Source organism: Pseudomonas sp. FSL W7-0098, from assembly GCF_005930585.1.
Lineage (GTDB): Bacteria > Pseudomonadota > Gammaproteobacteria > Pseudomonadales > Pseudomonadaceae > Aquipseudomonas > Aquipseudomonas bubulae.
Window position 1 is genome coordinate 68116 of sequence record NZ_RXHW01000014.1, and the last position, 24848, is coordinate 92963.

The 24848-nt window shown below is 60.4% G+C and carries 21 protein-coding genes; 11 read left to right on the top strand and 10 right to left on the bottom strand.

Annotation, left to right across the window (positions count from 1 at the left end):
* Nucleotides 1–8 precede the first annotated feature (8 nt).
* The 4 genes from pqqC to FHL07_RS21780 are packed head-to-tail and all read left to right on the top strand — an operon-like array spanning nucleotide 9 to nucleotide 3969.
* A complete protein-coding gene (pqqC, locus tag FHL07_RS21765) occupies nucleotides 9–761 on the top strand; it encodes a pyrroloquinoline-quinone synthase PqqC (RefSeq protein ID WP_016782463.1) in 753 nt (250 codons plus the stop codon).
* On the top strand, nucleotides 758–1033 hold the full coding sequence (gene pqqD, locus FHL07_RS21770; protein WP_094999919.1) for a pyrroloquinoline quinone biosynthesis peptide chaperone PqqD: 276 nt from the start codon (nucleotides 758–760) through the stop codon (nucleotides 1031–1033). The genes pqqC and pqqD overlap by 4 nt, the downstream gene beginning before the upstream one ends.
* Nucleotides 1026–2171, top strand: a complete 1146-nt coding sequence (gene pqqE, locus FHL07_RS21775; RefSeq protein ID WP_153327691.1) for a pyrroloquinoline quinone biosynthesis protein PqqE — start codon at nucleotides 1026–1028, stop codon at nucleotides 2169–2171. Before pqqD ends, pqqE begins: the two co-directional genes overlap by 8 nt.
* Complete coding sequence (locus FHL07_RS21780) at nucleotides 2137–3969, top strand: S9 family peptidase (protein WP_095025309.1); 1833 nt, start codon at nucleotides 2137–2139, stop codon at nucleotides 3967–3969. The genes pqqE and FHL07_RS21780 overlap by 35 nt, the downstream gene beginning before the upstream one ends.
* Before the next feature lie 17 nt (nucleotides 3970–3986).
* Here the strand turns inward: FHL07_RS21780 and FHL07_RS21785 are convergent, their stop codons facing one another.
* Nucleotides 3987–4145, bottom strand: a complete 159-nt coding sequence (locus FHL07_RS21785) for a YqaE/Pmp3 family membrane protein (protein WP_004419451.1) — start codon at nucleotides 4143–4145, stop codon at nucleotides 3987–3989.
* Between the two features lie 186 nt (nucleotides 4146–4331).
* Nucleotides 4332–5615 (bottom strand): aspartate aminotransferase family protein, encoded by a 1284-nt coding sequence (locus FHL07_RS21790; protein WP_095025308.1) that lies wholly within the window; start codon nucleotides 5613–5615, stop codon nucleotides 4332–4334.
* A 217-nt stretch (nucleotides 5616–5832) separates the two neighbouring features.
* Between FHL07_RS21790 and FHL07_RS21795 the strand changes: the two genes are divergently transcribed.
* Nucleotides 5833–6732: a LysR family transcriptional regulator gene (locus FHL07_RS21795; protein WP_094999915.1), complete on the top strand. Its 900-nt coding sequence runs from the start codon at nucleotides 5833–5835 to the stop codon at nucleotides 6730–6732.
* A 343-nt stretch (nucleotides 6733–7075) separates the two neighbouring features.
* On the opposite strand, the gene FHL07_RS21800 is transcribed toward FHL07_RS21795, so the two are convergent.
* The 7 genes from FHL07_RS21800 to bioB all read right to left on the bottom strand — a co-directional run bounded on the left by FHL07_RS21800 (nucleotide 7076) and on the right by bioB (nucleotide 15747).
* Nucleotides 7076–8854, bottom strand: a complete 1779-nt coding sequence (locus FHL07_RS21800; RefSeq protein ID WP_094999914.1) for an acyl-CoA dehydrogenase C-terminal domain-containing protein — start codon at nucleotides 8852–8854, stop codon at nucleotides 7076–7078.
* 253 nt (nucleotides 8855–9107) lie between these two features.
* A complete protein-coding gene (locus FHL07_RS21805; protein WP_094999913.1) occupies nucleotides 9108–10913 on the bottom strand; it encodes a phenylacyl-CoA dehydrogenase in 1806 nt (601 codons plus the stop codon).
* 265 nt (nucleotides 10914–11178) lie between these two features.
* Nucleotides 11179–11859: a dethiobiotin synthase gene (gene bioD, locus FHL07_RS21810; RefSeq protein ID WP_094999912.1), complete on the bottom strand. Its 681-nt coding sequence runs from the start codon at nucleotides 11857–11859 to the stop codon at nucleotides 11179–11181.
* Nucleotides 11856–12668 carry a malonyl-ACP O-methyltransferase BioC gene (gene bioC / locus FHL07_RS21815; RefSeq protein ID WP_095019487.1) on the bottom strand — a complete coding sequence of 271 codons (813 nt, stop codon included), beginning with the start codon at nucleotides 12666–12668 and terminating at the stop codon, nucleotides 11856–11858. Before bioC ends, bioD begins: the two co-directional genes overlap by 4 nt.
* Complete coding sequence (locus tag FHL07_RS21820; protein WP_130872140.1) at nucleotides 12661–13392, bottom strand: alpha/beta fold hydrolase; 732 nt, start codon at nucleotides 13390–13392, stop codon at nucleotides 12661–12663. Before FHL07_RS21820 ends, bioC begins: the two co-directional genes overlap by 8 nt.
* Entirely contained in the window at nucleotides 13385–14557 is a 1173-nt protein-coding gene (gene bioF, locus FHL07_RS21825) for an 8-amino-7-oxononanoate synthase (protein ID WP_095026652.1), read from the bottom strand. Before bioF ends, FHL07_RS21820 begins: the two co-directional genes overlap by 8 nt.
* A 134-nt stretch (nucleotides 14558–14691) precedes the next feature.
* A complete protein-coding gene (gene bioB, locus FHL07_RS21830) occupies nucleotides 14692–15747 on the bottom strand; it encodes a biotin synthase BioB (protein WP_094999908.1) in 1056 nt (351 codons plus the stop codon).
* Between the two features lie 87 nt (nucleotides 15748–15834).
* Between bioB and FHL07_RS21835 the strand changes: the two genes are divergently transcribed.
* The 5 genes from FHL07_RS21835 to rarD all read left to right on the top strand — a co-directional run bounded on the left by FHL07_RS21835 (nucleotide 15835) and on the right by rarD (nucleotide 21698).
* A complete protein-coding gene (locus tag FHL07_RS21835; protein ID WP_138738906.1) occupies nucleotides 15835–16575 on the top strand; it encodes a ComF family protein in 741 nt (246 codons plus the stop codon).
* Between the two features lie 57 nt (nucleotides 16576–16632).
* On the top strand, nucleotides 16633–17397 hold the full coding sequence (locus FHL07_RS21840) for a TOBE domain-containing protein (protein WP_094999906.1): 765 nt from the start codon (nucleotides 16633–16635) through the stop codon (nucleotides 17395–17397).
* Between the two features lie 122 nt (nucleotides 17398–17519).
* Nucleotides 17520–19421 carry a PhoX family protein gene (locus FHL07_RS21845; RefSeq protein ID WP_095026650.1) on the top strand — a complete coding sequence of 634 codons (1902 nt, stop codon included), beginning with the start codon at nucleotides 17520–17522 and terminating at the stop codon, nucleotides 19419–19421.
* Nucleotides 19422–19599: 178 nt separating this feature from the next.
* Nucleotides 19600–20574 (top strand): serine/threonine protein kinase, encoded by a 975-nt coding sequence (locus tag FHL07_RS21850; RefSeq protein ID WP_138738907.1) that lies wholly within the window; start codon nucleotides 19600–19602, stop codon nucleotides 20572–20574.
* A gap of 236 nt (nucleotides 20575–20810) precedes the next feature.
* A complete protein-coding gene (gene rarD / locus FHL07_RS21860; RefSeq protein ID WP_094999903.1) occupies nucleotides 20811–21698 on the top strand; it encodes an EamA family transporter RarD in 888 nt (295 codons plus the stop codon).
* Nucleotides 21699–21708: 10 nt separating this feature from the next.
* On the opposite strand, the gene FHL07_RS21865 is transcribed toward rarD, so the two are convergent.
* Nucleotides 21709–22227, bottom strand: coding sequence for a glycine cleavage system protein R (locus FHL07_RS21865; protein WP_016782481.1), 519 nt, complete (start codon nucleotides 22225–22227; stop codon nucleotides 21709–21711).
* Nucleotides 22228–22654: 427 nt separating this feature from the next.
* Between FHL07_RS21865 and FHL07_RS21870 the strand changes: the two genes are divergently transcribed.
* Complete coding sequence (locus FHL07_RS21870) at nucleotides 22655–24832, top strand: malate synthase G (RefSeq protein ID WP_094999902.1); 2178 nt, start codon at nucleotides 22655–22657, stop codon at nucleotides 24830–24832.
* Nucleotides 24833–24848: the final 16 nt, after the last annotated feature.

The window sequence follows — 24848 nt, forward strand, 5'->3', positions numbered from 1 at the left end:
GGCACCAGATGACCCAAGCCCCACTCTCTACCGCCGAATTCGAGGCCGCCTTGCGGGCCAAAGGCGCGTATTACCACATCTACCACCCCTATCAGGTGGCAATGTACGAAGGCCGCGCGACTCGCGAGCAGATCCAGGGCTGGGTCGCCAACCGTTACTACTACCAGGTCAATATCCCGCTTAAGGATGCCGCGATCCTGGCCAACTGCCCTGACCGTGAAGTGCGCCGCGAGTGGATTCAACGCATGATCGACCACGACGGCGCGCCCGGTGAAGACGGCGGCATCGAAGCCTGGCTGCGCCTCGGTCAAGCGGTTGGCCTGGACCCGGATCAACTGCGCTCTCAAGAGCTGGTCCTGCCCGGCGTTCGTTTTGCCGTGGATGCCTACGTCAACTTCGCCCGCCGCGCTACATGGGAAGAAGCCGCCAGCAGCTCGCTGACCGAAATGTTTGCGCCGCAAATCCATCAGTCGCGCCTGGACAGCTGGCCCCAGCATTACCCGTGGATAGACCCCGCCGGCTACGAATACTTCCGCACCCGGTTGGGCCAGGCCCGACGCGACGTGGAGCACGGGCTGGCAATCACCCTGCAGCACTACACTACTTATGAAGGCCAGCAGCGCATGCTGGAAATCCTGCAGTTCAAACTCGATATCCTGTGGAGCATGCTCGATGCCATGACCATGGCCTACGAGCTGGACCGCCCGCCCTATCACAGCGTGACCAGCCAACGTGTCTGGCACAAAGGAATCACCCTATGAGCTTCGATCGCAGCAAAATCCCGACCTGGCGCACCGGCTATCGTTACCAGTACGAGCCCGCGCAAAAAGGCCATGTGTTGCTGTACCCCGAAGGCATGATCAAGCTCAATGACAGCGCGGCCCTGATCGGCGGCCTGATCGACGGCCAGCGCGACGTCGCGGCCATTATTGGCGAACTGGACAAACAGTTCCCCGGCGTACCCGAGCTCGGCGCAGATATCGAGCAATTTATGGAGGTCGCTCGTGCAGAGCACTGGATCGAACTTGCCTGACAGCCGTATCCCGCCCAAGCCTGAAGTCGGCCTGCCGCTGTGGCTGCTGGCTGAATTGACCTACCGCTGCCCGTTACAATGTCCGTATTGCTCCAACCCTCTGGACTTCGCCCAGCAGGGCAAAGAACTGAGCACCGAACAGTGGATCAAGGTGTTTCGCGAGGCGCGGGAGATGGGTGCAGCGCAACTGGGGTTCTCCGGTGGCGAGCCACTGGTGCGCCAGGATCTGGCCGAGTTGATTGGCGAAGCGCGCAAGCTGGGTTTCTATACCAACTTGATCACCTCGGGCATCGGCCTGACCGAGCAAAAGATCAGCGACTTCAAAAAAGCCGGGCTGGACCATATCCAGATCAGCTTCCAGGCCAGCGACGAGCAGGTCAACAACCTGCTGGCCGGTTCGAAAAAAGCCTTCGCGCAAAAGCTCGAAATGGCCAGGGCAGTCAAGGCCCACGGCTACCCGATGGTGCTGAACTTCGTCACCCATCGGCACAACATCGACAAAATCGACCGCATCATCGAGCTGTGCATCGCCCTTGAAGCCGACTTTGTTGAGCTGGCCACCTGTCAGTTCTACGGCTGGGCCCAGCTCAACCGTGTCGGCCTGCTGCCGACCAAGGAGCAACTGGTACGGGCTGAGCGCATCACCAACGAATACCGGGCCAAACTGGAAGCAGAGGGTCACCCCTGCAAGCTGATCTTCGTGACGCCGGACTATTACGAAGAACGCCCAAAAGCCTGCATGAACGGCTGGGGCAGCATCTTTTTGACCGTTACACCTGACGGCACGGCCCTGCCGTGTCATGGTGCCCGACAAATGCCGGTCGAGTTCCCCAATGTGCGTGACCACAGCATGCAGCACATCTGGTACGACTCGTTTGGCTTCAACCGTTTTCGCGGTTATGACTGGATGCCCGAGCCCTGCCGCTCGTGCGACGAGAAAGAAAAGGACTTCGGCGGCTGCCGTTGCCAGGCCTTTATGCTCACCGGGGACGCCAGCAATGCGGACCCGGTGTGCAGCAAATCGCCCCAACACAACCTGATTCTCAAGGCGCGCGAAGAAGCCGAGCACGCCACCCAGACCATCGAACAATTGGCCTTCCGAAATGAACGAAACTCACGTCTTATCGCCAAAAGCTGAGCCCTTCAGCGCCGCACTCGCCGTAGCCGCCGGGGTTGATTTCGCAGAATTGCGGGTCGGCCCGCAAGGCCTGTTCTGGAACGAATATCGTCCACAGGATGCGGCCTCGCGCATCTGGCACTGGCGCGATGGCCAGGCCCACTGCCTGACGCCCGCCGGTTTCAGCGCACGCAGCCGGGTCTATGAGTACGGCGGTGGCGGGTTTTGCCTGAGCGATAACGCCGTGGTGTTCGTCAACGAAACCGATCAGCAGCTGTATCTGCAACCTCTGGAAGGTAGCGCCCCGCAGGCACTGACCCAGGGCGAATGCCGCTACGGCGGCGTGCAGTTTGCCGGCGGGCAGGTGCTGGCAGTCGAAGAGACCGGCGACCAACACCGACTGGTCAGCATCGACCTGGACACCCTTGAACGTCAGATCCTGGCTGAAGGTGCCGACTTCTACGGCGCACCGGCGCTGAGCCCTGACGGCCAGCGCCTGGCCTGGGTTGAATGGAGCCGTCCACACCAGCCGTGGACCTCTACCCGTCTGATGCTGGCCGAAGGCCAAACCGCCGGGCGCTGGAACACCGCGCAATGCCTGGCCGGTGATCTTGATGAGGAATCGCTGCAACAGCCGCGTTTCGACGAACATAACCGGCTCCATTGCCTGACCGACCGCGCAGGTTTCTGGCAGCCCTGGGCCGAGTCTGGCGAAGGCCTGGTACCCGCGCCCAGCGCGCGCGCCGATCACGCCCCGGCCCCTTGGCAACTGGGCACCAGCACCTTTGTGCCGCTGGGAGAGCAGGCCTATCTGGCCAGTTGGACCGAGGACGGCTTCGGGCGACTGGGCATCCGCACAGCTGACGGCAACCTCGAAGACTTCACCGGTGACTACAGCCATTTTCGCAGCCTGGCATTGGATGAGGCATTTATCTACTGCATCGCAGCATCGCCGATACGCCCTTCAGCCGTGATCCGTATCTGCCGCACCGAGCATAAGGTCGAGGTACTGGCGGGTGGCATTGCACCGCTGCCCCCCGAGCGTATCAGCCGCCCGAGAACTCTGCGTTATCCCTCTGGAACAGGCCATGCCCACGGTTTTTTCTACCCGGCTATGAACGGCGAGAAAAAACCGCCCCTGCTGGTATTTATCCACGGCGGTCCGACTTCGGCCTGTTACCCGATGCTCGACCCGCGCATTCAATACTGGACCCAGCGCGGCTTTGCCGTGGCTGACCTCAACTATCGCGGCAGCACCGGCTATGGCCGTGAGTATCGTCAAGCCTTGCATTTGAATTGGGGCGTGGTGGATGTCGAAGATGCCTGCGCGGTGGTCAGTTATCTCACCGAACAAGATCTGATTGCTCCCCGCCGTGCGTTTATTCGTGGCGGCAGCGCGGGGGGTTACACCACCTTGTGCGCGCTGGCATTCCATAAAGTGTTCCGGGCGGGTGCCAGCCTGTACGGGGTCAGCGACCCGATTGCGCTGACGCGGTCCACCCACAAGTTTGAAGGTGACTACCTTGACTGGCTGATTGGCGATCCGGAGCGCGACGCTGAACGCTATGCAGCGCGCACTCCGTTGCTGTACGCCAACCAGATCAGCGTGCCGGTTATTTTCTTCCAGGGTGAGCTGGACGCTGTAGTGGTGCCGCAACAAACCCGCGACATGCTCCAGGCCCTGCAATACAACGGCATCCCGGCCCAGGCCCATTACTACCCGGACGAACGCCACGGCTTTCGCAAGGCCAGTAACCAGGCCCATGCACTGGAACAGGAATGGTTGTTTTATAGCCAGGTGATGCAGGCCGATACATAACTGTAGTCGCTGCCTGTTTACCGCTTGGCGATAATCCACACCGCATGCACGATGCCCGGGATATAGCCGCACAGGGTCAGCAGAATATTCAGCCAGAACGCACCGGCAAAACCCACCTGCATAAACACACCCAGCGGTGGAAGCAGAATGGCAAAGATGATTTTAATAAGATCCATATGCGCAGCTCCCTGATAGTGGCGGGCCAGAAATGGCCCTGCTTCTAATCGACTCCAGGCGCAAGCCAAAGGTTCAGACTGAACTTATCCACAGACAAAAAAAAACGCCCCGTACCGAAGAAATCAGGCACGGGGCGATGCGTTATACCGCGAGACGGTTCTTTAAATTCTGTGTAACGGCTGCAATCAGACGGCAACCCCGCGACGGCACTGCAATTGCGCCGTTCGAACCCGGGAAAACGCCCGGGCCAGACGCAGCAGCATTTCATCGATATTGCCCTTGCTCACACACAGGGCCGGGGTAAAACGCAGGCAGTCGGGCTGCGGGGCGCTGATCAGCAAGCCCTCATACAACGCCGCCTTGACCACAGCGTCTGCCGAGTTATCCGACAAGGTCAGACCCCAAAGCAGACCCTGGCCGCGCAATTCGCCCTGTGCATAACTATTTGCCAACCTGCCCAGCCCCTCGCGCAGATGTTGCCCCGCGTCGCGAACCTGCTGCAGAAAGCCCTTGTCCAGCACCGTGTCCAGCACCGCCAACCCCGCTGCGCTCATCAAGGCATTGCCATGATGGGTACCGCCCAGCTCGCCGGGCTCCAGGCAACAGGCCTTGCCCCGAGCCAGCAATGCGGCCAATGGCACACCACCGCCCAAACCCTTGCCCAGAGTGATGATGTCGGCGCGAATGCCGTAATTCTGCTCTGCCAGCAAGGTGCCGCAACGCCCCACGCCGGTCTGCACTTCATCCAGGATCAGCAAAATGCCCAGCTCGCGACACAAGCGCTCAACACCCTTGAGGTAGTGCTCAGTCGCAGGAATCACCCCGGCTTCGCTTTGTACCGGCTCCAGCATGATGGCCACGGTCTGCGCATCGACTGCCGCATGCAGCGCCGGCAAATCGTTGAACGGTACATTGATAAAGCCCGGCAACTGTGGCTCGAAGCGGTTATCCACAGAAGCGCCGCCCGAAGCCGACATCGCGCCAAAGCTGCGACCGTGGCAGCTGCGGCTGGCCGTGATGATCCGATGGGCGCCACCGCGATGCAGCTGGCCCCATTTGCGTGCCAGCTTGATCGCACCTTCATTGGCCTCAGCGCCGGTGTTGAGCAAATGCACCTGATCACTACCGGTGCTTTCACACAAGCGCTGCGCCAGGTTCAACATCCCGCGGTTTAAAAAACCTGCACCCGGGTTTAGCAACGATTGCGCCTGCTCGGTCATTGCCTTGACCAGCACCGCCGGGCTGTGGCCCAGGCTGTTGGCCGCACTGCCCTGGGTAAAATCCAGATAGGCACGGCTGTCGCTGTCCCACATCCATGAGCCCTGGCCGCGCACAAACACTTGGGCTTCACGCTCAACGCAGGGCATCAGGCAGTCTCGGGACGGGTGGTTGCCAGCTTTGGATGGCGCAGAGTGGGCGGCCATTTCTTCGAGGCTGGGGGAATGGCGACGCAGGTTAAACAGGTTCATGCACGCGGACCTTGTGACCATAAACAGATTCGATTTGCAACCGCCGACGCTTCATGGGAAAGGTAAACCTCTGCTCGGGTTTATTGTCCTGCCTATGTAAAACGCCGTTGCCTATCAGCATCTCTGGCTCGATGAGCCTTGTGGAATGGGCGTAGACTAGGCGCCGGCAGGCCGTTGAGCCATTTCGTTTTTTAAGCATTTTCGATAAGTATTACTTATGGATTTCAAGCAACTGCGTTATTTCGTCGCGGTCTATGAAGAAGGCCATGTGGGCCGTGCCGCCGAGCGGCTTTGCATCTCGCAGCCAGCCCTCTCCCAGCAGATCCGTCAGCTCGAACACAACCTTGATGTGAGCCTGTTCGAGCGCAGCAGCAAGCGCCTGCTGCCTACTTTGGCAGCACACACGCTGTACAACCACGCGCTGCCCTTGCTCGACGGATTGCAGCGGGCCAAAGAGGCTCTGCACAACTTTCAGGGCCAGGCCCTGCGCACCATTGCCATCGGTGTATTGCAAACTGTGCATACCAGCCTGGTGCCGCAGATGCTGGAGCGTGTACGTCAGGCCCAACCCCATTTGGTGGTACAGATCTACGAGCTCACGGGCATAGAGATCGAACGGCGCCTGCTGAATGGTTCACTCGACATTGGCATCAGTTACCTGCCGCCACGCCAGCCTGGGCTGCACGCCATGATGCTTTACGAAGACGAACTGCAACTGGTGATCCCGGCGGATCATCCGTTGCGCGAATTCAAGAAAGTGTCCTTGAGCCAGGCGGCAGAGCTGCCAATGTTGCTGCTGGGGGAGGAGTTTCAGGTGCGCCAGATCTGGCAAGCCCAGCTTGCCAATCTGGGCCGTCGCCCGCAGGTGCAGGCCGAGCTCAACACCATGGCGGGGATCCTCGACAGCCTGCCCCATAGCAAGCTGGCCACTGTCTTGCCAGGGCGCTCGCGTCATCAACACGACGACAAGGCGCTGCTGTGGAAGCCGCTGAGCGAGCCACGGGTACCGCTGCAAGTGGGGCTGGTGTGTCGCGATGTGCAACGCCAGCAAGCCACTTTGGGACTGCTGCGCACGTTGCTTGAAGATGTGATGCAGGGCGATGAAGGGGCGCTGTAGCTGGCCACCTTGTGGGAGCGGGCTTGCTCGCGATTCAGGCGACTCGGTGCTCCAGGAAGACCGTGGTGATGCGATCGCGAGCGAGCCCGCTCCCACAGGAACTGGGAAATCGAGAAAATTCTGACGCACAAAAAAGAAAACCCCGCCGAGGCGGGGTTTTGCAGACTGTTTCCCTGACATCCTTTTCACTCCGCCATCCTGGCAGAATCCTACGTGTCCGTGTTGTTGCTTTGAGCTTCCTGCTCTACGTCCATGGAAAGTAGATTACCCCTGGATCCAATCTGCCGATATGGGAGATTGTCAGCATGTAATGTAAGCAAATGCTTACAAAACACTAAACAGGTTAAAAGTGTGCTTCGTCCAGCAGGTAAAGCGACTCGCTACCCGCCTTGACCGACGCGCTCAGCGAGTGGATACGCGGCAGCAAACGGGCGAAATAGAAGCGTGCCGTGCCCAGCTTGCTGGCATAGAAGGCTTCATCGGCCTCTTTACCCAACGCGGCCCTGGCCATCAACGCCCACATGTACGCATACGTTGTGTAACCAAAAACCTGCAGGTACTCAACGGAGGCTGCGCCGATCTCGTTCGGGTTGTTTTGCGAACGGTCCAGTACCCAGGCTGTCAACTGGTCAAGTGTGTCCAAAGCCGCCGCCAGTGGCTGGGTAAACTCGTTCAGGTCGCTGTTGGCGGTGGCGATGAACTGTCGGATTTCATCAGCAAACTGGCGGTAGTAAGCCCCGTGGTTGCCAACGATCTTGCGCCCCACCAGATCCAGCGCCTGGATACCGTTGGTGCCTTCGTAAATTTGCGTGATGCGCACATCACGCACCAGTTGCTCCTGGCCCCATTCGCGAATGTAACCGTGGCCGCCGAACACCTGTTGGCCATGCACGGTGGTTTCCAGGCCCAGATCGGTCAGGAAGGCCTTGGCCACCGGGGTCAGCAAGGCCACCAGGCCATCGGCGCGCTCACGGGCTGCCGGGTCTTCACTGAACTTGGCGATATCCAGCTGGTTGGCAACATAAGTAGAAAAGGCCCGACCGCCTTCGTTCGAGGCCTTCATGGTCAGCAGCATGCGTCGGACGTCGGCGTGAACGATGATCGGGTCCGCCACTTTATCCTTGGCCACTGCGCCTGTTGCAGCGCGCCCCTGCAAGCGATCGCGGGCATATTCCACGGCGTTCTGATACGAACGCTCACCCGAAGCCAGGCCTTGGATGCCAACCCCCAGACGCTCATAGTTCATCATGGTGAACATGGCGGCCAAGCCACGGTTGGGCTCTCCCACCAGGTAGCCGACAGCTTCATCGAAGTTCATCACACAGGTGGCCGAAGCCTGAATACCCATCTTGTGCTCGATAGAGCCGCAGGTCACCGGGTTGCGCTCACCCAGGCTGCCATCAGCATTGACCATGAACTTGGGCACCAGAAACAGCGAGATGCCTTTAGGCCCCGCAGGCGCGTCCGGCAATTTGGCCAGTACCAGATGGATAATGTTTTCGGTCAGGTCGTGCTCACCACCGGTGATGAAAATCTTGGTGCCGCTGACTTTGTAGGAACCATCAACCTGAGGCTCGGCTTTTGTCCGAATAATCCCCAGATCAGTACCCGCATGGGGCTCGGTCAAACACATGGAACCCGCCCACACACCCGAGTACATATTCGGCAAATAGGTCGTTTTCAATGCTTCGCTGGCGTGCGCGTTGATCGACACACAGGCGCCGGCGGTCAACATCGGGTACAGGCCGAACGACAGGCTGGAGGAGTTGATCATCTCTTCGACCTGGGCCGACACAGCCTTGGGCATGCCCATGCCGCCGAACTGCGGGTCGCCGCCCACACCCACCCAACCGCCTTCGGCGTAGGTGCGATAGGCATCGACAAAACCGGCCGGGGTGGTCACTGCACCATTGTCCCAGTGGCAGCCTTCCTCATCACCACTGCGGCTCAGCGGCGCGATGCTTTTCGCGGTGACCTTACCCGCTTCTTCGAGAATGGCTTCAACCGTTTCAGCATCTACGGTCTCTGCCAACGCAGGCAATTGCGCCCAGAGCTTGGCGACCTCAAAGACTTCATTGAGGACGAAGCGCATATCGCGCAGGGGCGCTTTGTAGTCAGCCATGGCAAACCTCGTAATCTGTAAACGGCGATTATTAATGTAGGACCCAGTCTAGCTTAACGACGATAGCGATACATAGGGTCATGCTGTGACTAATGTATATGTTTTGGTCGAGAGCATATCTGATGTGGGAGCGAGCCTGCTCGCGAGGGCTTTCGCGAGCAGGCTCGCTCCCACAGAAAGTTAAGGCGCACCAAAACTAAAAAAGCCGCCTCCCCAAAAGGAGAAGCGGCTTTGCAAGATGACCCGCCGAGGCTTAGTAGCCCAGGTCGAAGTCTTCTTCTTTCATGTCCATCAGGTTGGCAGCGCCCGACAGCATGGTGGCAACGTGCGCGCGGGTGCGCGGCAGGATGCGCTGGAAGTAGAAGCGGGCCGTTTGCAGCTTGGCTTTGTAGAACGCTTCTTCGGACGTGCCGGCCGCCAGCTTTTCAGCTGCCAGGCGCGCCATGTCAGCCCAGAAGTAGGCCAGGCAGGCATAACCGGAATACATCAGGTAGTCGACCGAGGCCGCACCCACTTCTTCACGGTCTTTCATCGCGGCCATACCGACCTTCATGGTCAGCTCGCCCCATTCCTTGTTCAGCGCAGCCAGTGGCGTGACGAACTCGTTGAGTACGTCGTTGCCTTCGTTGCTCTGGCAGAACTTGTGCACGATCTTGGTGAAGCCCTTGAGCGCCTCGCCCTGGGTCATCAGCACTTTACGGCCCAGCAGATCGAGTGCCTGGATGCCGGTGGTGCCTTCGTACAGCATCGAAATGCGGCTGTCGCGAACGTTCTGCTCCATGCCCCACTCGGCGATAAAGCCGTGGCCGCCGTAGATTTGCACGCCGTGGTTGGCGGACTCAAAACCGACTTCAGTCATAAAGGCTTTGGCGATCGGTGTCATGAAGGCCAGCAGTGCGTCAGCTTTCTTCTTCTCTTCTTCATCAACGCCGTATTTGACGATGTCGACTTGCTTGGCGGTGAAGTACACCATCGCACGGTTGCCTTCGGCGAATGCCTTGGTGGTCAACAGCATGCGACGTACGTCCGGGTGAACGATGATCGGGTCAGCCGCCTTTTCAGGCGCCTTCGGGCCGGTCAACGAACGCATCTGCAGACGGTCACGAGCGTATTTCAGGCCGCCCTGGAAGGCGATTTCAGCGTGGGACAGGCCTTGCAGCGCGGTGCCCAGACGTGCGGTGTTCATAAAGGTGAACATGCAGTTCAGGCCTTTGTTCGGCGGGCCGATCAGGTAGCCGGTGGCGCCGTCGAAGTTCATCACGCAGGTGGCGTTACCGTGGATGCCCATTTTGTGCTCAAGCGAGCCACAGGACACGGCGTTGCGCTCACCGATGCTGCCATCGGCGTTGGCGTTGAACTTGGGTACGATAAACAGCGAAATGCCTTTGGTGCCAGCCGGTGCATCCGGCAGGCGAGCCAGCACGATGTGCACGATGTTATCGGCCATATCGTGTTCACCGGCCGAGATAAAGATCTTGGTGCCGGAAATCTTGTAGGAACCGTCAGCCTGAGGTTCAGCCTTGGTGCGCAGCAGGCCCAGGTCAGTACCGCAGTGCGATTCGGTCAGGCACATGGTGCCGGTCCATTCGCCGGTCACCAGCTTGGTCAGGTAGGTCTCTTGCTGCTCGGGGGTGCCGTGCTCGGAGATGGTGTTCATCGCACCATGGGACAGGCCAGGGTACATGCCCCACGACCAGTTGGCTGCACCGACCATTTCGCTCACGGCCAGGCCCAGCGATTCCGGCAGGCCTTGACCACCGTGCTCTACGTCGTGAGCCAGGCTCGGCCAGCCGCCTTCAACGAATTGTTTGTAGGCTTCTTTGAAGCCTGTAGGGGTTTTAACCCCGGTTTCGCTCCAGGTGCAGCCTTCGATGTCACCCACGCGGTTCAGAGGTGCCAGCACCTGCTCACAAAACTTGGCGCCTTCTTCAAGAATGGCGTCAACCATATCTGGAGTGGCGTCCTGGCAAGCCGGCAGGCTCTGATAGTGCGCTTCGTAACCGAGCAGTTCGTCACGAACGAAGCGAATATCACGCAAGGGGGCCTTGTAGTCAGGCATAGCGATAAACCTCTGCTGATGAAACCGGGGATGAACAACCGCGTGGATTTGTTATGGCGGTCAAACAGGTGTTTGAAACATACGTTTACGCCTATTTATTGTCAAGCAGCGCGAAGCCGCCGTTCGTCTTGGGTCGGATTTGTCTGATCAAGGGAGGGGATATTTTTGGGGTGGGCTTGCTCGCGATACAGCCGGTTCGGACAGTCAGGCAGACCGAGGCGAGGCCATCGCGAGCAAGCCCGCTCCCACAGGTTCAAGCGGTGTATCAGTCCAGCAAATCCAGTTGCAGGTATTCAGCCACGGACTGCGCCGACGCTGATTTGAGTTTAGGCACACGCCCAAGGCAAGGCGCGGGCAATCGCTCCGCCAGGGTGGCGAGGTTTTCTTCCAGGCGTGAGGTTTTCGGGCCAATGATATTGGCGACCCAGCCAGCCAGCTGCAGGCCATCACGGGCAATCGCCTCGGCGGTCAACAGTGCATGGCTGATACAGCCCAGACGCACGCCCACCACCAGGATTACCGGCAGGTCCAGCGCCTGTGCCAACTCCGACAAACTGTCCTGACCGGACAACGGCACGCGCCAGCCGCCGGCGCCTTCAATCAGGGTGAAGTCGGCCTTTTGACCCAGAATGTGCTGCATCGGCTCCAGCAGCGAGCGCACCGTCAGTACCACCCCGGCTTCACGCGCCGCGATATGCGGGGCGATGGCCGGCTCGAACGCCACCGGGTTGACCTCGTCATAACTCAACTTGATCGAGCTCTCGGCCATCAATGCCAGTGCGTCAGCATTGCGCAATCCCTGGGGAGTGACTTCACAACCCGAGGCAACCGGCTTGCCCGCGGCCGTACTCAGCCCGGCCGTGCGCGCGGCATACAGAAAACCTGCCGCCACCGTGGTTTTGCCTACATCTGTGTCCGTACCGGTGATGAAGTACGCTGGGCTCATCGCGCTTTCTCCAGAATGCCGTAGACCACCTGATAAGTCGCCGGTAACCCCAGCGGCTGACGAAACTGCTCGTAGGCGCCAACCAGCCCCTGAACCCGCGCCCTGCCGGTCAGCCCCTCAGGACGTCCCGGGTTGAGATTATGTGCACCGAGCGCTTTTAGCTCATGGGTCAGCTGGCGTACTTGCGGGTAGTGCAGCACATGCGGCTGATTCTGCAAGCCGAGCACCTGCAGACCGCTGTCGGCGCAAAGCTGCTGATAGGCCGTGAACTCACGAAAACGATTGACGTGAGCCTGGCCGTCGACTGCCCGCCAGCTATCACGCAGCTCATTCAAGGTGCCCACGCACAAACTGGTGAAGGCCAGGACCCCACCGGGTTTGAGCACACGCTGGGCCTCATTCAGCACCGCGCGAAAATCAGCACACCATTGCAGCGCCAGGCTGGAGAAAATCAGATCACAACTGTTTGCTTGCAGCGGCAGGCTTTCGGCATCGCCAGCGATAAAATGCTGTGCCCCGCCCAAAGGCCGGGCATACGCCAGCATGCCTTGGGCGATATCCAGTGCCACCCCCTGACTATGGGTAAAGCGCTGACCCAGCACGCGGCTGAAATAACCTGTGCCACTGCCCAGATCCAGCCAGCGCTGCGGGCTCAAATCCTGCGGTAAACGGGCCATCAGCTCATGGCCAACGTCACGCTGCAATTGGGCGACGCTGTCGTAACTGGCGGCCGCACGGGAAAACGAGACAGCCACTTGACGCTTGTTCGGCAAGCTGGCCGCAAGCATCGCAATACTCAAATCATTCATCGCCCGACTCGTGTAAAAAAGCCTGAATCGCCGCCGCCAGTTCGTGCGGGGCTTCCAGTAAAAATGCATGACAGGCCTGTTCAATCAGACCCACTTCGACATCGGGTAACAGCGCCAGCACATCACTTGCCGCCTGCTCCGGAACCAGCGCATCAAGCCCCGCGAACAGGTGCAATTGCGGCCCGTTGAAACGCTGCAAGGCTGCCCGCGTATCCAGCCTGCCGAGCAATTCAAGGCCGGCCGACAAGGCATCGGGCTGAGCATTGGGTGCGCCGGCCAGCAGCAGGCTGGCAAGCGCCCGCGGCTCCTCCGAGCCCTGGCTGCACAGCAGGCAAAAACGTTTGAGCGTGGTATTCGGCGCATCACCAAAACCGCTCAGGAACGGCTCGAACGTGGAGACAGGCATGGCGCCTGGCCAATCCGCGCGACTGACAAAGCTCGGGTTGCTGGCCAAGGTAACCAGCCCGCAGCAGCGATCGCCGCGACGCGCAGCCAGCTCGCTGGCAAGCATCCCGCCCAGCGACCATCCACCCAGCCAGACGTTGTCGGGCAGGGTCGCGTCGAGTTCATCGAGCCAGTCGTCAAGAGCGGTGGACAGCAGCACCGGTAACGGTTCGATTTCGACCCGCAAGTGCTCGTCCAGCCCGCGCAAGGCCTCGGCCAGAGGCTCCAGAGGTGAAACCCCCAGGCCCCAGCCCGGCAGCAGAATCAAACGATCACGCATGAGCAGGCTCCAACGTACGCCAACAGTCGTCGAGTGCCGTTAACAATAGCTGTACCTGTGCTTCTGTGTGGGCGGCCGACAGTGTCACGCGCAAACGGGCGCTGCCTGCGGGGACAGTGGGCGGGCGGATTGCAGTCACCAGCAAGCCGCGCTCGCGCAGCCTCTGCGACAGGCGAAGGGCTTGGCCACTGTCACCGATCATGATCGGCTGGATCGGCGTAAAGCTGTCCATCAACTGCAGGCCAATTTGCTCGGCACCAAGGCGAAACTGAGCAATCAACTTGTTCAGATGCTCACGGCGCCAATGCTCGGTGCGCAGCAGCTCAAGGCTTTTGAGCGTCGCACAGGCCAGCGCCGGAGGCTGGCTGGTGGTGTAGATGTAAGGTCGGGCGAACTGGATCAGGCTTTCGATCAGTTCTTCGCTGCCCGCGACAAATGCACCGCTGGTGCCAAATGCCTTGCCCAGCGTTCCTACCAGTACCGGCACATCGTCAGCACTCAGGCCAAAATGTTCGGCAATCCCGCCGCCATTGGCGCCCAACGGACCAAAACCGTGGGCATCGTCTACCATCAACCAGGCACCCTTGGCCCTGGTTTCACGGGCCAGAGCGGGGAGGTCGGCCAGATCGCCGTCCATGCTGAATACGCCATCGGTGACCACCAGCGTACTGCCGCTGGCTTTTTCCAGACGCTTGGCAAGGCTACTTGCATCGTTATGCAGGTAGCGGTTGAAGCGCGCCCCGCTCAACAAACCGGCATCCAGCAGGGAGGCATGGTTGAGGCGGTCTTCCAGCACCGTATCGCCTTGCCCGACCAGCGCGGTGACGGCACCCATGTTGGCCATGTATCCGTTACTGAACAGCAGCGCACGCGGGCGACCGGTGAACTCGGCCAGGGCCTCCTCCAGTGCGTGGTGCGGGGTGCTGTGACCGATGACCAGATGCGACGCACCGCCGCCTACGCCCCAGCGCGATGCTCCCGCTTGCCAGGCTTCAATCACTTGCGGGTGACTGGCCAGGCCCAGGTAGTCGTTATTGCAGAAGGCGAGCAGAGGCTTGCCATCGACCACCACCTGCGGCCCTTGCGGGCTTTCTAGCAGCGGGCGCTGGCGATACAGGTTATCGGCGCGGCGTGCGGCCAGCCGGGAGCGTAGATCGAATGACATGCTGACTATAATCCCTTGTAGCCGCTGGCGCAGGCTGCGATGGGCAGCGAAGCGGCCCCGGCTTCGGTATTGAAAGCGAAGGTCCTGCGGACCTTATCGCAGCCTGCGGCAACGACTACAGGCCTGCACGGTGGTTAAACCACAGCGTTATAGAACTGCTCGCTGGACTTCTGATCCCTAAGCGCGTGCTCTATCGCCGCCTGATGCACCTCGTCGGCGTGATCTTTACCCTCCTCCGGCAGAATGCCCAAACGGCTGAACAGCCGCATGTCCTTGTCTGCCTGCGGGTTGGCCGTGGTCAGCAGTTTGTCGCCGTAAAAGATAGAGTTGGCCCCGGCAAAGAACGCCAGCGCCTGCATTTGTTCGTTCATTGCCTCACGACCTGCGGACAGGCGTACATGGCTCAGAGGCATCATGATTCGCGCTACTGCCAGCATGCGGATGAAATCAAAGGGGTCGATGTCTTCGGCGTTCTCCATCGGCGTGCCGGCCACTTTCACCAGCATGTTGATGGGCACCGATTCCGGGTGCTCAGGCAGATTGGCCAGCTGGATCAGCAGGTTGGCGCGGTCGTCCAGCGACTCGCCCATGCCCAGGATGCCGCCGGAGCAGATTTTCATCCCGCTGTCGCGCACGTAACTCAGGGTTTGCAGGCGTTCGCTGTAGGTCCGCGTGGTGATGATGCTGGTGTAGAACTCGGGCGAGGTGTCGAGGTTGTGGTTGTAGTAGTCAAGACCGGCATGGGCCAGTGCAGCGGTCTGCTCCTGATCTAGCTTGCCCAGGGTCATGCAGGTTTCCAGGCCCATGGCCTTCACCCCTTTGACCATTTCCAGCACGTAGGGCATGTCTTTGGCCGAAGGGTGCTTCCAGGCTGCGCCCATGCAAAAACGGGTGGCACCGATGTCCTTGGCCCGCTGTGCTTCTTCAAGCACCTTCTGCACCTGCATCAGCTTCTCTTTGGCCAGGCCGGTGTTGTAGTGGCCCGACTGCGGACAATATTTGCAATCTTCCGGGCAGGCCCCGGTCTTGATCGATAACAGCGTCGAAACTTGAACCCGGTTGGCATTGAAATGCTTGCGGTGAACGGTCTGCGCCTCGAAAAGCAGGTCGTTGAAAGGCTGGGTGAACATCGCCCGGACTTCGGCTAATGACCAATCATGTCGCAAGTTGGCAAGGCTGCTGGCGCTCATCGGCGTTTCTCTTGTTTATGCTTTGACTAGAACCCGAGGCAAAAAACCCAGGCACGGCACGGATATCGGCATGTTTAAGGATGTGACATGAACTGTCAACCACTATGGATTCGATTGGTTTACAATTGGTTAATAAACAACCAGTCATGTTTGTTGTGTGACGAGCGCGCCCGTACAGAGCAGGCCCTGTGCGTCGCCTGCGAACTGGAACTGCCCTGGCTGGGTGACCGCTGCCAGCGCTGCGCTTTGCCGCTGCCCATGGCGGGGCTGGTTTGCGGCCAGTGCATCAGACAGCCACCCGCCTTCGAACGAGTTCATGCACCTTGGGTGTATGGCTTTCCGATCGACAGCCTGATCGTGCGCTTCAAGCACCACAGCAAATGGCCCTACGGCCGCCTTTTGGCCGAAATTCTTGGGCAATCACTGCTTGATAGCTTCAACATGGGTGAACCTCGACCTGACGCCCTGCTGCCGGTACCCCTGTCCACCAAACGCTTGCGTGAGCGTGGCTATAACCAGGCCGGGATGCTGGGGGATTGGCTCGGCAAGCAGTTGTGCATCCCCTGCCAGCCGCACTGGCTGCTGCGTTCGCGGAACACCGCTGCGCAACAGGATCTGGACGCCAAAACCCGCAAACGCAACCTGCGCCACGCATTCAGCCTCGCGCCAGGGGTGCAGGTGAATGGCTTGCATCTGGCCCTGATCGATGACGTGCTGACCACCGGCGCCACGGCAGAAAGCCTGGCGCGCCTGTTGCTCAAGGGTGGGGCGCGGCGGGTCGATGTGTATTGTCTGGCGCGCACGCCAAAACCTGATGGGCTTGCTTGACGTCTCCCCGTGGAGCAGGCACTTTTCAGGCACTCCCCGTCTTGCGAACCTGCCTTCATGCACCTGCCTGCCCTGCTTGCCCAGCATATTGTCCACCGCCCGCAACGTATTGCCCTGTTGCAACACATCGCCGAGCAGGGCTCGATCACGGCTGCCGCCAAAAGTGCGGGCATCAGCTACAAGGCTGCGTGGGATGCCATCGATGAGCTGAACAACCTGGCGCAAACCCCCTTGGTGCAGCGCAGCATTGGCGGCAAGGGCGGAGGCGGCGCCCGGTTGTCCGTGGCCGGAGAGCGGGTGCTGCGCCTTTATCAGCGCTTGCAGGCGTTACAGGCTCAGGTGCTGGACGCCGCCGAAGACGCCCGGGATCTCGACCTGCTCGGCCGCCTGATGTTGCGTACCAGCGCCCGTAACCAGTTGCACGGTACCGTGATTGCCATCCACAGGCATGGTCACAACGATCTGATTGACCTTGAGTTGCCCGGTGGCCTGACCTTGCAGGCGCAAATCACCCACGACAGTACCCAGCACCTGGAACTGGCGATCAATAGCCCGGCGGTGGCACTGATTAAAGCGGGCTGGCTGCAGTTGATCGACGTCGCACAAGTGCCCAGCCCCGAACACAATCACCTGCATGGGCAGATCCAACAGATTCTGCACATCGCCGACGGCCCCAGTGAAGTACGCATCAGCCTGCCTGGCGGCCAGACGCTGTGTGCGCTGACCGAACCGCAACACCTTGAAACACTTGGACTGGCCGTGGGCAGTACGGCACAGGTGCAGTTTGCGCCGACGCTGGTGTTGCTGGGCACAGCGCTCTAAACCGCTGCCCTCATCCCAATCTTCTCCAGGAGGGAGAGGGGCTTTTCAAACAAAAACTGAAACATCCCTGTCATACCCGCTGCTTATGGTGTCTGCCAAAACCGTTGCCAGACGAGCCAGCCATGAGCCTATTAGAAGAAAACCAATCCACCGACCTTGAGCAGATCATCGGCCTGAGCCGTCGGGGCTTTATCAGTGCGGGCGCCTTGTGTGGTGCGGCGATGTTCCTCGGCGGCGGCCTGCTTGGTCGCAGCGCCCTGGCAGCCGGGGTCAGCGCCGCCAACAGCAACCTGCTGGGGTTCGACAGCATCAACGCAGCCACCACCGACACCATCAGCCTGCCGCCCGGCTACCGTTCCTCGGTGCTCATCAGCTGGGGTCAGCCGTTGCAGGCCAAAGGCCCGGCGTTTGACCCTTCCGGTAAAGGCACCGCCAGCGAGCAGGAAGTGCAATTTGGCGACAACAATGACGGCATGAGCCTGTTCGCCTTCCCCGATGACCCGAACCGGGCCCTCATGGCGATCAACAACGAATACACCAACTACCGCTACCTCTACCCTCACGGTGGCTCGCCCACTTCCCTTGAAGAAGTGCGCAAGGCCCTGGCCAGTGAAGGCGTGTCGGTGATCGAAATCCAGCGCAAGGGCGACAGCTGGCAGTTTGTTCAGGGCTCACCCTTTAACCGGCGCATCCACGGCAACACGCCGATCCGCCTCAGCGGTCCCGCGGCGGGCCACGAACTGCTGCGCACCCGGGCCGATGCCACCGGCAGCCGTGCCCTGGGCACGTTCCAGAACTGCGCCAACGGCAAAACCCCGTGGGGCACTTATCTGACGTGCGAAGAAAACTTCACTGATTGTTTCGGCAGCTCTGATGCCAAGCAAACCTTCGACACCGCGCAAAAGCGCTATGGTGCCGTGGCGGCCAGCAAGGATATCAACTGGCACCAACACGACCCGCGCTTCGACCTGGCACTCAACCCCAACGAACTCAACCGTCATGGCTGGGTAGTGGAAATCGACCCGTTCGACCCGCTTTCAACACCGGTCAAACGCACCGCCCTGGGCCGTTTCAAACACGAAAACGCCGCCCTGGCCGAAACCGGCGACGGTCGTGCCGTGGTCTATATGGGCGACGATGAACGCGGCGAGTTCATCTACAAATTTATCAGCCGCGACAAGATCGACCACCAGAACCCCAAGGCCAATCGCGACCTGCTCGACCACGGCACGCTTTATGTGGCGCGCTTTGACAATGGCGACAGCAACCCTGATCGCCCCAAGGGCCAGGGCCAGTGGCTTGAACTGAGTCACGGCAAAAACGGCATTGATGCCGACCATGGTTTCGCCAGCCAGGCCGATACCCTGATCCATGCCCGCCTGGCAGGCAGCACAGTCGGCGCCACACGCATGGACCGCCCGGAATGGATAGTGGTCAGCCCCAAAGACGGCCAGGTTTATTGCACCCTGACCAACAACGTCAAACGTGGCGAGAATGGACAACCGGCTGGCGGACCCAACCCGCGTGAGAAAAACGTCTACGGACAAATCCTGCGCTGGAACGCCCATAAGGGTGATCACGGCTCGGACACCTTTGACTGGGACCTGTTCGTGGTGGCCGGCAACCCGGCAGTGCACGGCAAAACGGCCAAAGGTGGCTCGGCCAACATTACCCCGCAAAACATGTTCAACAGCCCCGACGGCCTGGGTTTCGACGACGCAGGGCGCTTGTGGATCCTCACCGACGGCGACGCCAGCAACAGCGGCGACTTTGCCGGCATGGGCAATAACCAGATGCTCTGCGCCGACCCGGCCAGCGGTGAAATCCGCCGCTTCATGGTCGGACCGATTGGCTGTGAAGTCACCGGCATCAGCTTCTCGCCCGACCACAAAACCCTGTTCGTTGGTATTCAGCACCCCGGCGAAAACGGCGGATCCACCTTCCCCGAGCATCTGCCCAACGGCAAACCGCGTTCTTCGGTCATGGCCATCAGCCGTGAAGACGGCGGTATCGTCGGCGCCTGACCCTTTCGGTGTGGGAGCGGTCTTGCTCGCGATCGGGTTGGTGCGATTTAACTGATAGACCGCAGCGCCAGCATCGTGAGCAAGCCCGCTCCCACAGCGGATTAAGTCGCCTTCCGGGCCCCGGTCTGCGCTAACATGCATGGCCGGACGCGGCAGCCTGCTGCGCGCAGGAGTCAGCATGTCTCATCCGTTTGCAACACTTACCCCTGATCTGGTCCTCGACGCCGTCGAGAGCATCGGTTTCCTGAGCGATGCCCGCGTGTTGGCGCTCAACAGCTACGAAAACCGCGTGTATCAGGTCGGCATCGAAGACTCGCAGCCGCTGATCGCCAAGTTCTATCGCCCTCAGCGCTGGACCAACGAAGCGATCCTCGAAGAGCACCGCTTCACCTTCGAACTGGCCGACTGCGAAGTCCCGGTCGTGGCCCCGATGATTCACAACGGCCAAAGCCTGTTCGAGCACCAGGGCTTTCGCTTTACCTTGTTCCCACGCCGTGGTGGCCGTGCGCCAGAGCCGGGAAACCTCGACCAGCTGTATCGTCTCGGGCAACTGCTCGGCCGCCTGCATGCCGTAGGCGCAACCAAGCCGTTCGAACACCGCGAAGCTCTGGGCGTGAAAAACTTCGGTCACGACTCGCTGACCACCCTGCTCGAAGGCAACTTCATACCGCGCAGCTTGCTCCCGGCCTACGAGTCCGTCGCCCGCGACCTGCTCAAGCGCGTTGAAGACGTCTACGCCGCCACCCCGCACACCAACATCCGCATGCATGGCGATTGCCACCCCGGCAACATGATGTGCCGCGACGAAGTGTTCCATATCGTCGACCTCGATGACTGCAGCATGGGCCCTGCGGTGCAGGATTTGTGGATGATGCTGGCCGGTGATCGCCAGGAATGCCTGGGCCAGCTGTCAGAGTTAATGGACGGCTACAGCGAATTCCATGACTTCAACCCCCGCGAACTAGCGTTGATCGAGCCGCTGCGCGCTTTGCGCCTGATGCACTACAGTGCCTGGCTGGCGCGACGCTGGGACGACCCGGCCTTCCCCCACAGCTTCCCGTGGTTTGGTACCGAACGCTACTGGGGCGACCAGATCCTGGCATTGCGTGAACAGCTTTCAGCACTCAATGAGGAGCCGCTGAAATTGTTCTGACGCCATGTATGTGGCTCTTGCAGGAGCGGGCTTGCTCGCGATTGGCTCGATGCGGTTTAACTGTCAGACCGCAGCGCCCGCATCGCGAGCAAGCCCGCTCCCACAGAAAATCCGGGACCGCTGCTGGTGCAAAAACAACTGTCTGCCTTGCAAATCTCCTGCACGACACGCCTGCAAAACCTGCTTACAATCCTGACTTCTTCCGTGTCTGTTAGTTGCCTAAGCAAGGATTCTGCATGCAAGCCGCCAACCCGCGCCGCGGGTATATTTTAGGCCTCACGGCCTATGTCATCTGGGGCATCTTCCCGCTCTACTTCAAACTGCTGGCCAGCGTTCCGGCGGCCGAAATCATCGTCAACCGGGTGCTTTGGTCGGCCTTGTTCGGCTCGTTGCTGCTGCTGGTGTGGAAGCACCCCGGCTGGTGGCAGGAACTGCGCGACAACCCCAAACGCCTGGGCGTGCTGACCATCAGCGGCCTGCTGATTGCCGCCAACTGGCTGACCTATGTATGGGCCGTAAATAACGACCGCATGGTCGAAGCCAGCCTGGGCTATTACATCAACCCGCTGGTAAACGTATTGCTCGGCATGTTGCTGCTGGGCGAACGCCTGCGCCGCTTGCAGTGGATTGCCGTAGGCCTGGCAGCTGCGGGCGTGGCACAACAAGTGTGGCAAGTGGGCAGCCTGCCGTGGGTATCGCTGGTGCTGGCGCTGACGTTTGGCTTTTACGGGCTGATTCGCAAGCAAGCACCGGTCAAGGCGCTGCCGGGGCTGGTGGTAGAAACCTGGATCCTGGTCCCGGTTGCCATCGGCTGGCTGTTGCTGCATCCGGAAGCCAACAGCGCCCACGTTGACTTCTGGAGTACCTCAGAGGCCTGGCTGCTGGTATTTGCCGGCCCGGCCACGCTGATACCCCTGGTCAGTTTCAACGCCGCCGCACGACATCTGCCCTACACGACCCTGGGCTTTATGCAGTACATCGCGCCGACGCTGGTGCTGATCCTGGCGGTCTGGGTGTATGGCGAACACCTGTCCGAAAGCACCTTGATCGCCTTTGCGTTTATCTGGGCCGGGCTGGTGGTGTACAGCCTCGATGCCTGGTTCAGCCTGCGCCAGCGCAGCTGAACCGGCGCAGTTACTCTTCGGTGCTGAACTTGAGGTCTACCAGCAGTTCATCGGCCAGGGTTTCCAGACGCTTTTGCAGCACGTCCAGCGACAGGGTCAGGGGCACAGCCAGAATGGCCTCGGCATGAAACAGCGGCTCGTTGCTCATGGGCGCGGGCCGCACATCGGTCACCAGCCGCTCCAGGCTCACCCCCTGCTCCGTCAGCACCCGGGTGATATCGCGCACAATGCCGGGGCGGTCGTTGCCCACCAGCTCCATGGCGATGGGCTTCCAGGTGCAGGACTGCTCGATCCCGCTTTCAGCGATCAATACCCGAATCCCTTCCTTGCCCAACCGCTGCAGCGCATCGACCAGCTCATCGTGGGCTTCGGCAGGCACGCCGACACGCAGGATCCCGGCAAATTGCCCGGCCATACGCGACATGCGACTCTCCAGCCAGTTACCTCCATGCTCGGCGATGCACTGGGCAATACGCTCGACCTGCCCGGCCTTGTCCTGGGCAAAGACGGTGATAACAAGATGATTCATGGCGGGACTCTCTTATTAGGGGGTCGATTGAGTATAGGCAACACCCTTCCCTGTGGGAGCGGGCTTGCTCGCGATGGTCTCGCCACGGTTTGCCTGACAGACCGCGTCGCCCGAATCACGAGCAAGCCTGCTCCACAGATGCCTTCAAAATCACAAATTGTGTACTGTTTTTAGAATTATCTGGAACAACCTGCCTGTTTCTTGAGAACATCCCGTTCTTCTGAGTGACCGTTCGCGTAAAAATGGTCGCAGAACGACGTGATCAGTCTGATTTTCACATCTGCAATTGATCATGTAGTATGCCTCGGCGACCACTACATAACTTGCAACATGGTCTGCCAAAGCGTCTGCAATCCCCGTACAAACCCGCTCTGGCGGTGTTTTGAGAAGCGCTCCAGGCTTTAAATAAAAATGAGTGAGGCAAGCAATGACTGAACACGTTCACGTCGGTGGCCTGCAGGTCGCCAAAGTCCTGTTCGACTTCGTCAACAACGAAGCTATCCCCGGTACCGGCCTCACCGCCGATCAGTTCTGGGCCGGTGCCGACAAGGTCATCAACGACCTGGCACCCAAGAACAAAGCACTGCTCGCCAAACGCGATGATTTGCAGGCGCGCATCGACGCCTGGCACCAGGCGCAGGCCGGCAAGGCCCATGACGCCGTGGCTTATAAGGCCTTCCTCCAGGATATCGGGTATCTGCAGCCAGAAGCTGCGGATTTCCAGGCAACGACGCAAAACGTCGATGACGAAATCGCCCGCATGGCCGGCCCGCAATTGGTGGTGCCGGTGATGAATGCGCGCTTTGCCCTCAACGCCTCTAACGCCCGTTGGGGCTCGCTGTACGACGCGCTTTACGGCACCGACGCCATCAGCGAAGCCGACGGCGCCGAAAAGGGCAAAGGCTACAACAAGGTTCGCGGCGACAAGGTCATCGCCTTCGCCCGCGCCTTCCTCGACGAAGCTGCACCTCTGGCCAGCGGCTCCCACGTTGATTCCAGCGGCTACGCCATTGTTGACGGCGCCTTGCAGGTCACCCTCAAGGGCGGCGCCAGCACCGGCCTGCGCGACACCGCGCAGTTGATCGGTTACCACGGCACGGCCGCAGCGCCGACGGCCGTGCTGCTCAAGCACAACGGCCTGCATTTCGAAATCCAGGTCGACGCGGCCAGCCCCGTCGGCCAGACCGATGCTGCAGGCGTCAAAGACGTGCTGATGGAAGCCGCCCTGACCACCATCATGGACTGCGAAGACTCGGTCGCTGCGGTCGATGCCGATGACAAGGTGGTGATCTACCGCAACTGGCTCGGCCTGATGAAGGGTGACCTCAGCGAGCAAGTATCCAAGGGCGGCCAGACCTTTACCCGCACCATGAACCCCGATCGCGAGTACACCGCGCCAAACGGCGGCACCGTCAGCCTCCACGGCCGCTCGCTGTTGTTCGTGCGCAACGTCGGCCACCTGATGACCATCGATGCGATCCTCGACAAAGACGGCAACGAAGTGCCCGAAGGCATCCTCGACGGCCTGCTCACCAGCCTGGCGGCTATCCACAGCCTCAATGGCCAGACCACGCGCAGCAACAGCCGCACCGGCTCGGTGTATATCGTCAAGCCGAAGATGCACGGGGCTGAAGAAGCCGCGTTCACCAACGAGCTGTTCGGCCGCATCGAAGACGTGCTCAAGCTGCCACGCAACACGCTCAAGGTCGGAATCATGGACGAAGAGCGCCGTACCACGATCAACCTCAAGGCCTGCATCAAGGCCGCCAGCGAGCGAGTGGTGTTTATCAACACCGGCTTCCTGGACCGTACCGGCGACGAGATTCACACGTCGATGGAAGCCGGCCCGGTCGTGCGCAAGGCCGACATGAAAGCCCAGAAGTGGATTTCGGCCTACGAAAACAACAACGTCGATGTCGGCTTGAGCACTGGCCTGCAAGGTCGTGCACAAATCGGTAAAGGCATGTGGGCCATGCCCGATCTGATGGCCGCCATGCTGGAGCAGAAAATCGCTCACCCGCTGGCCGGCGCCAACACTGCCTGGGTGCCGTCACCGACCGCCGCCGCCCTGCACGCGCTGCATTACCACAAGGTTGACGTGTTCGCCCGTCAGGCCGAACTGGCCAAGCGCGCTCCGGCTTCGGTGGACGACATCCTGACCATCCCGCTGGCGGTGAACCCGCAGTGGACCCCGGAACAGATCCAGAACGAACTGGACAACAACTCCCAGGGCATCCTGGGCTACGTTGTGCGCTGGATCGACCAGGGCGTGGGGTGCTCCAAGGTGCCGGACATCAACGACATCGGCCTGATGGAAGACCGTGCCACGCTGCGCATCTCCAGCCAGCACATCGCCAACTGGCTGCGTCACGGCATCGTCAACGAAGAGCAGGTCATGGCAAGCCTCAAGCGCATGGCACCGGTGGTTGACCGCCAGAACGCCAACGACGCGCTGTACCGTCCGCTGGCGCCGGACTTCGACAGCAATATCGCCTTCCAGGCGGCGGTCGAACTGGTCATCGAAGGCACCAAACAGCCTAACGGCTACACCGAGCCGGTACTGCACCGTCGTCGGCGCGAGTTCAAGGCCAGAAACGGCCTGTAACCCGCAGCAATAAAAA

What these genes read in the sequence shown, in the direction of transcription:
- pqqC (WP_016782463.1), top strand. Translation starts at nt 9, where the DNA reads ATGACCCAAGCCCCACTCTCTACCGCCGAATTCGAGGCCGCCTTGCGG.
- pqqD (WP_094999919.1), top strand. Translation starts at nt 758, where the DNA reads ATGAGCTTCGATCGCAGCAAAATCCCGACCTGGCGCACCGGCTATCGT.
- FHL07_RS21780 (WP_095025309.1), top strand. Translation starts at nt 2,137, where the DNA reads ATGAACGAAACTCACGTCTTATCGCCAAAAGCTGAGCCCTTCAGCGCC.
- FHL07_RS21785 (WP_004419451.1), bottom strand. Translation starts at nt 4,145, where the DNA reads ATGGATCTTATTAAAATCATCTTTGCCATTCTGCTTCCACCGCTGGGT.
- FHL07_RS21790 (WP_095025308.1), bottom strand. Translation starts at nt 5,615, where the DNA reads ATGAACCTGTTTAACCTGCGTCGCCATTCCCCCAGCCTCGAAGAAATG.
- FHL07_RS21795 (WP_094999915.1), top strand. Translation starts at nt 5,833, where the DNA reads ATGGATTTCAAGCAACTGCGTTATTTCGTCGCGGTCTATGAAGAAGGC.
- FHL07_RS21800 (WP_094999914.1), bottom strand. Translation starts at nt 8,854, where the DNA reads ATGGCTGACTACAAAGCGCCCCTGCGCGATATGCGCTTCGTCCTCAAT.
- FHL07_RS21805 (WP_094999913.1), bottom strand. Translation starts at nt 10,913, where the DNA reads ATGCCTGACTACAAGGCCCCCTTGCGTGATATTCGCTTCGTTCGTGAC.
- bioD (WP_094999912.1), bottom strand. Translation starts at nt 11,859, where the DNA reads ATGAGCCCAGCGTACTTCATCACCGGTACGGACACAGATGTAGGCAAA.
- bioC (WP_095019487.1), bottom strand. Translation starts at nt 12,668, where the DNA reads ATGAATGATTTGAGTATTGCGATGCTTGCGGCCAGCTTGCCGAACAAG.
- FHL07_RS21820 (WP_130872140.1), bottom strand. Translation starts at nt 13,392, where the DNA reads ATGCGTGATCGTTTGATTCTGCTGCCGGGCTGGGGCCTGGGGGTTTCA.
- bioF (WP_095026652.1), bottom strand. Translation starts at nt 14,557, where the DNA reads ATGTCATTCGATCTACGCTCCCGGCTGGCCGCACGCCGCGCCGATAAC.
- bioB (WP_094999908.1), bottom strand. Translation starts at nt 15,747, where the DNA reads ATGAGCGCCAGCAGCCTTGCCAACTTGCGACATGATTGGTCATTAGCC.
- FHL07_RS21835 (WP_138738906.1), top strand. Translation starts at nt 15,835, where the DNA reads ATGAACTGTCAACCACTATGGATTCGATTGGTTTACAATTGGTTAATA.
- FHL07_RS21840 (WP_094999906.1), top strand. Translation starts at nt 16,633, where the DNA reads ATGCACCTGCCTGCCCTGCTTGCCCAGCATATTGTCCACCGCCCGCAA.
- FHL07_RS21845 (WP_095026650.1), top strand. Translation starts at nt 17,520, where the DNA reads ATGAGCCTATTAGAAGAAAACCAATCCACCGACCTTGAGCAGATCATC.
- FHL07_RS21850 (WP_138738907.1), top strand. Translation starts at nt 19,600, where the DNA reads ATGTCTCATCCGTTTGCAACACTTACCCCTGATCTGGTCCTCGACGCC.
- rarD (WP_094999903.1), top strand. Translation starts at nt 20,811, where the DNA reads ATGCAAGCCGCCAACCCGCGCCGCGGGTATATTTTAGGCCTCACGGCC.
- FHL07_RS21865 (WP_016782481.1), bottom strand. Translation starts at nt 22,227, where the DNA reads ATGAATCATCTTGTTATCACCGTCTTTGCCCAGGACAAGGCCGGGCAG.
- FHL07_RS21870 (WP_094999902.1), top strand. Translation starts at nt 22,655, where the DNA reads ATGACTGAACACGTTCACGTCGGTGGCCTGCAGGTCGCCAAAGTCCTG.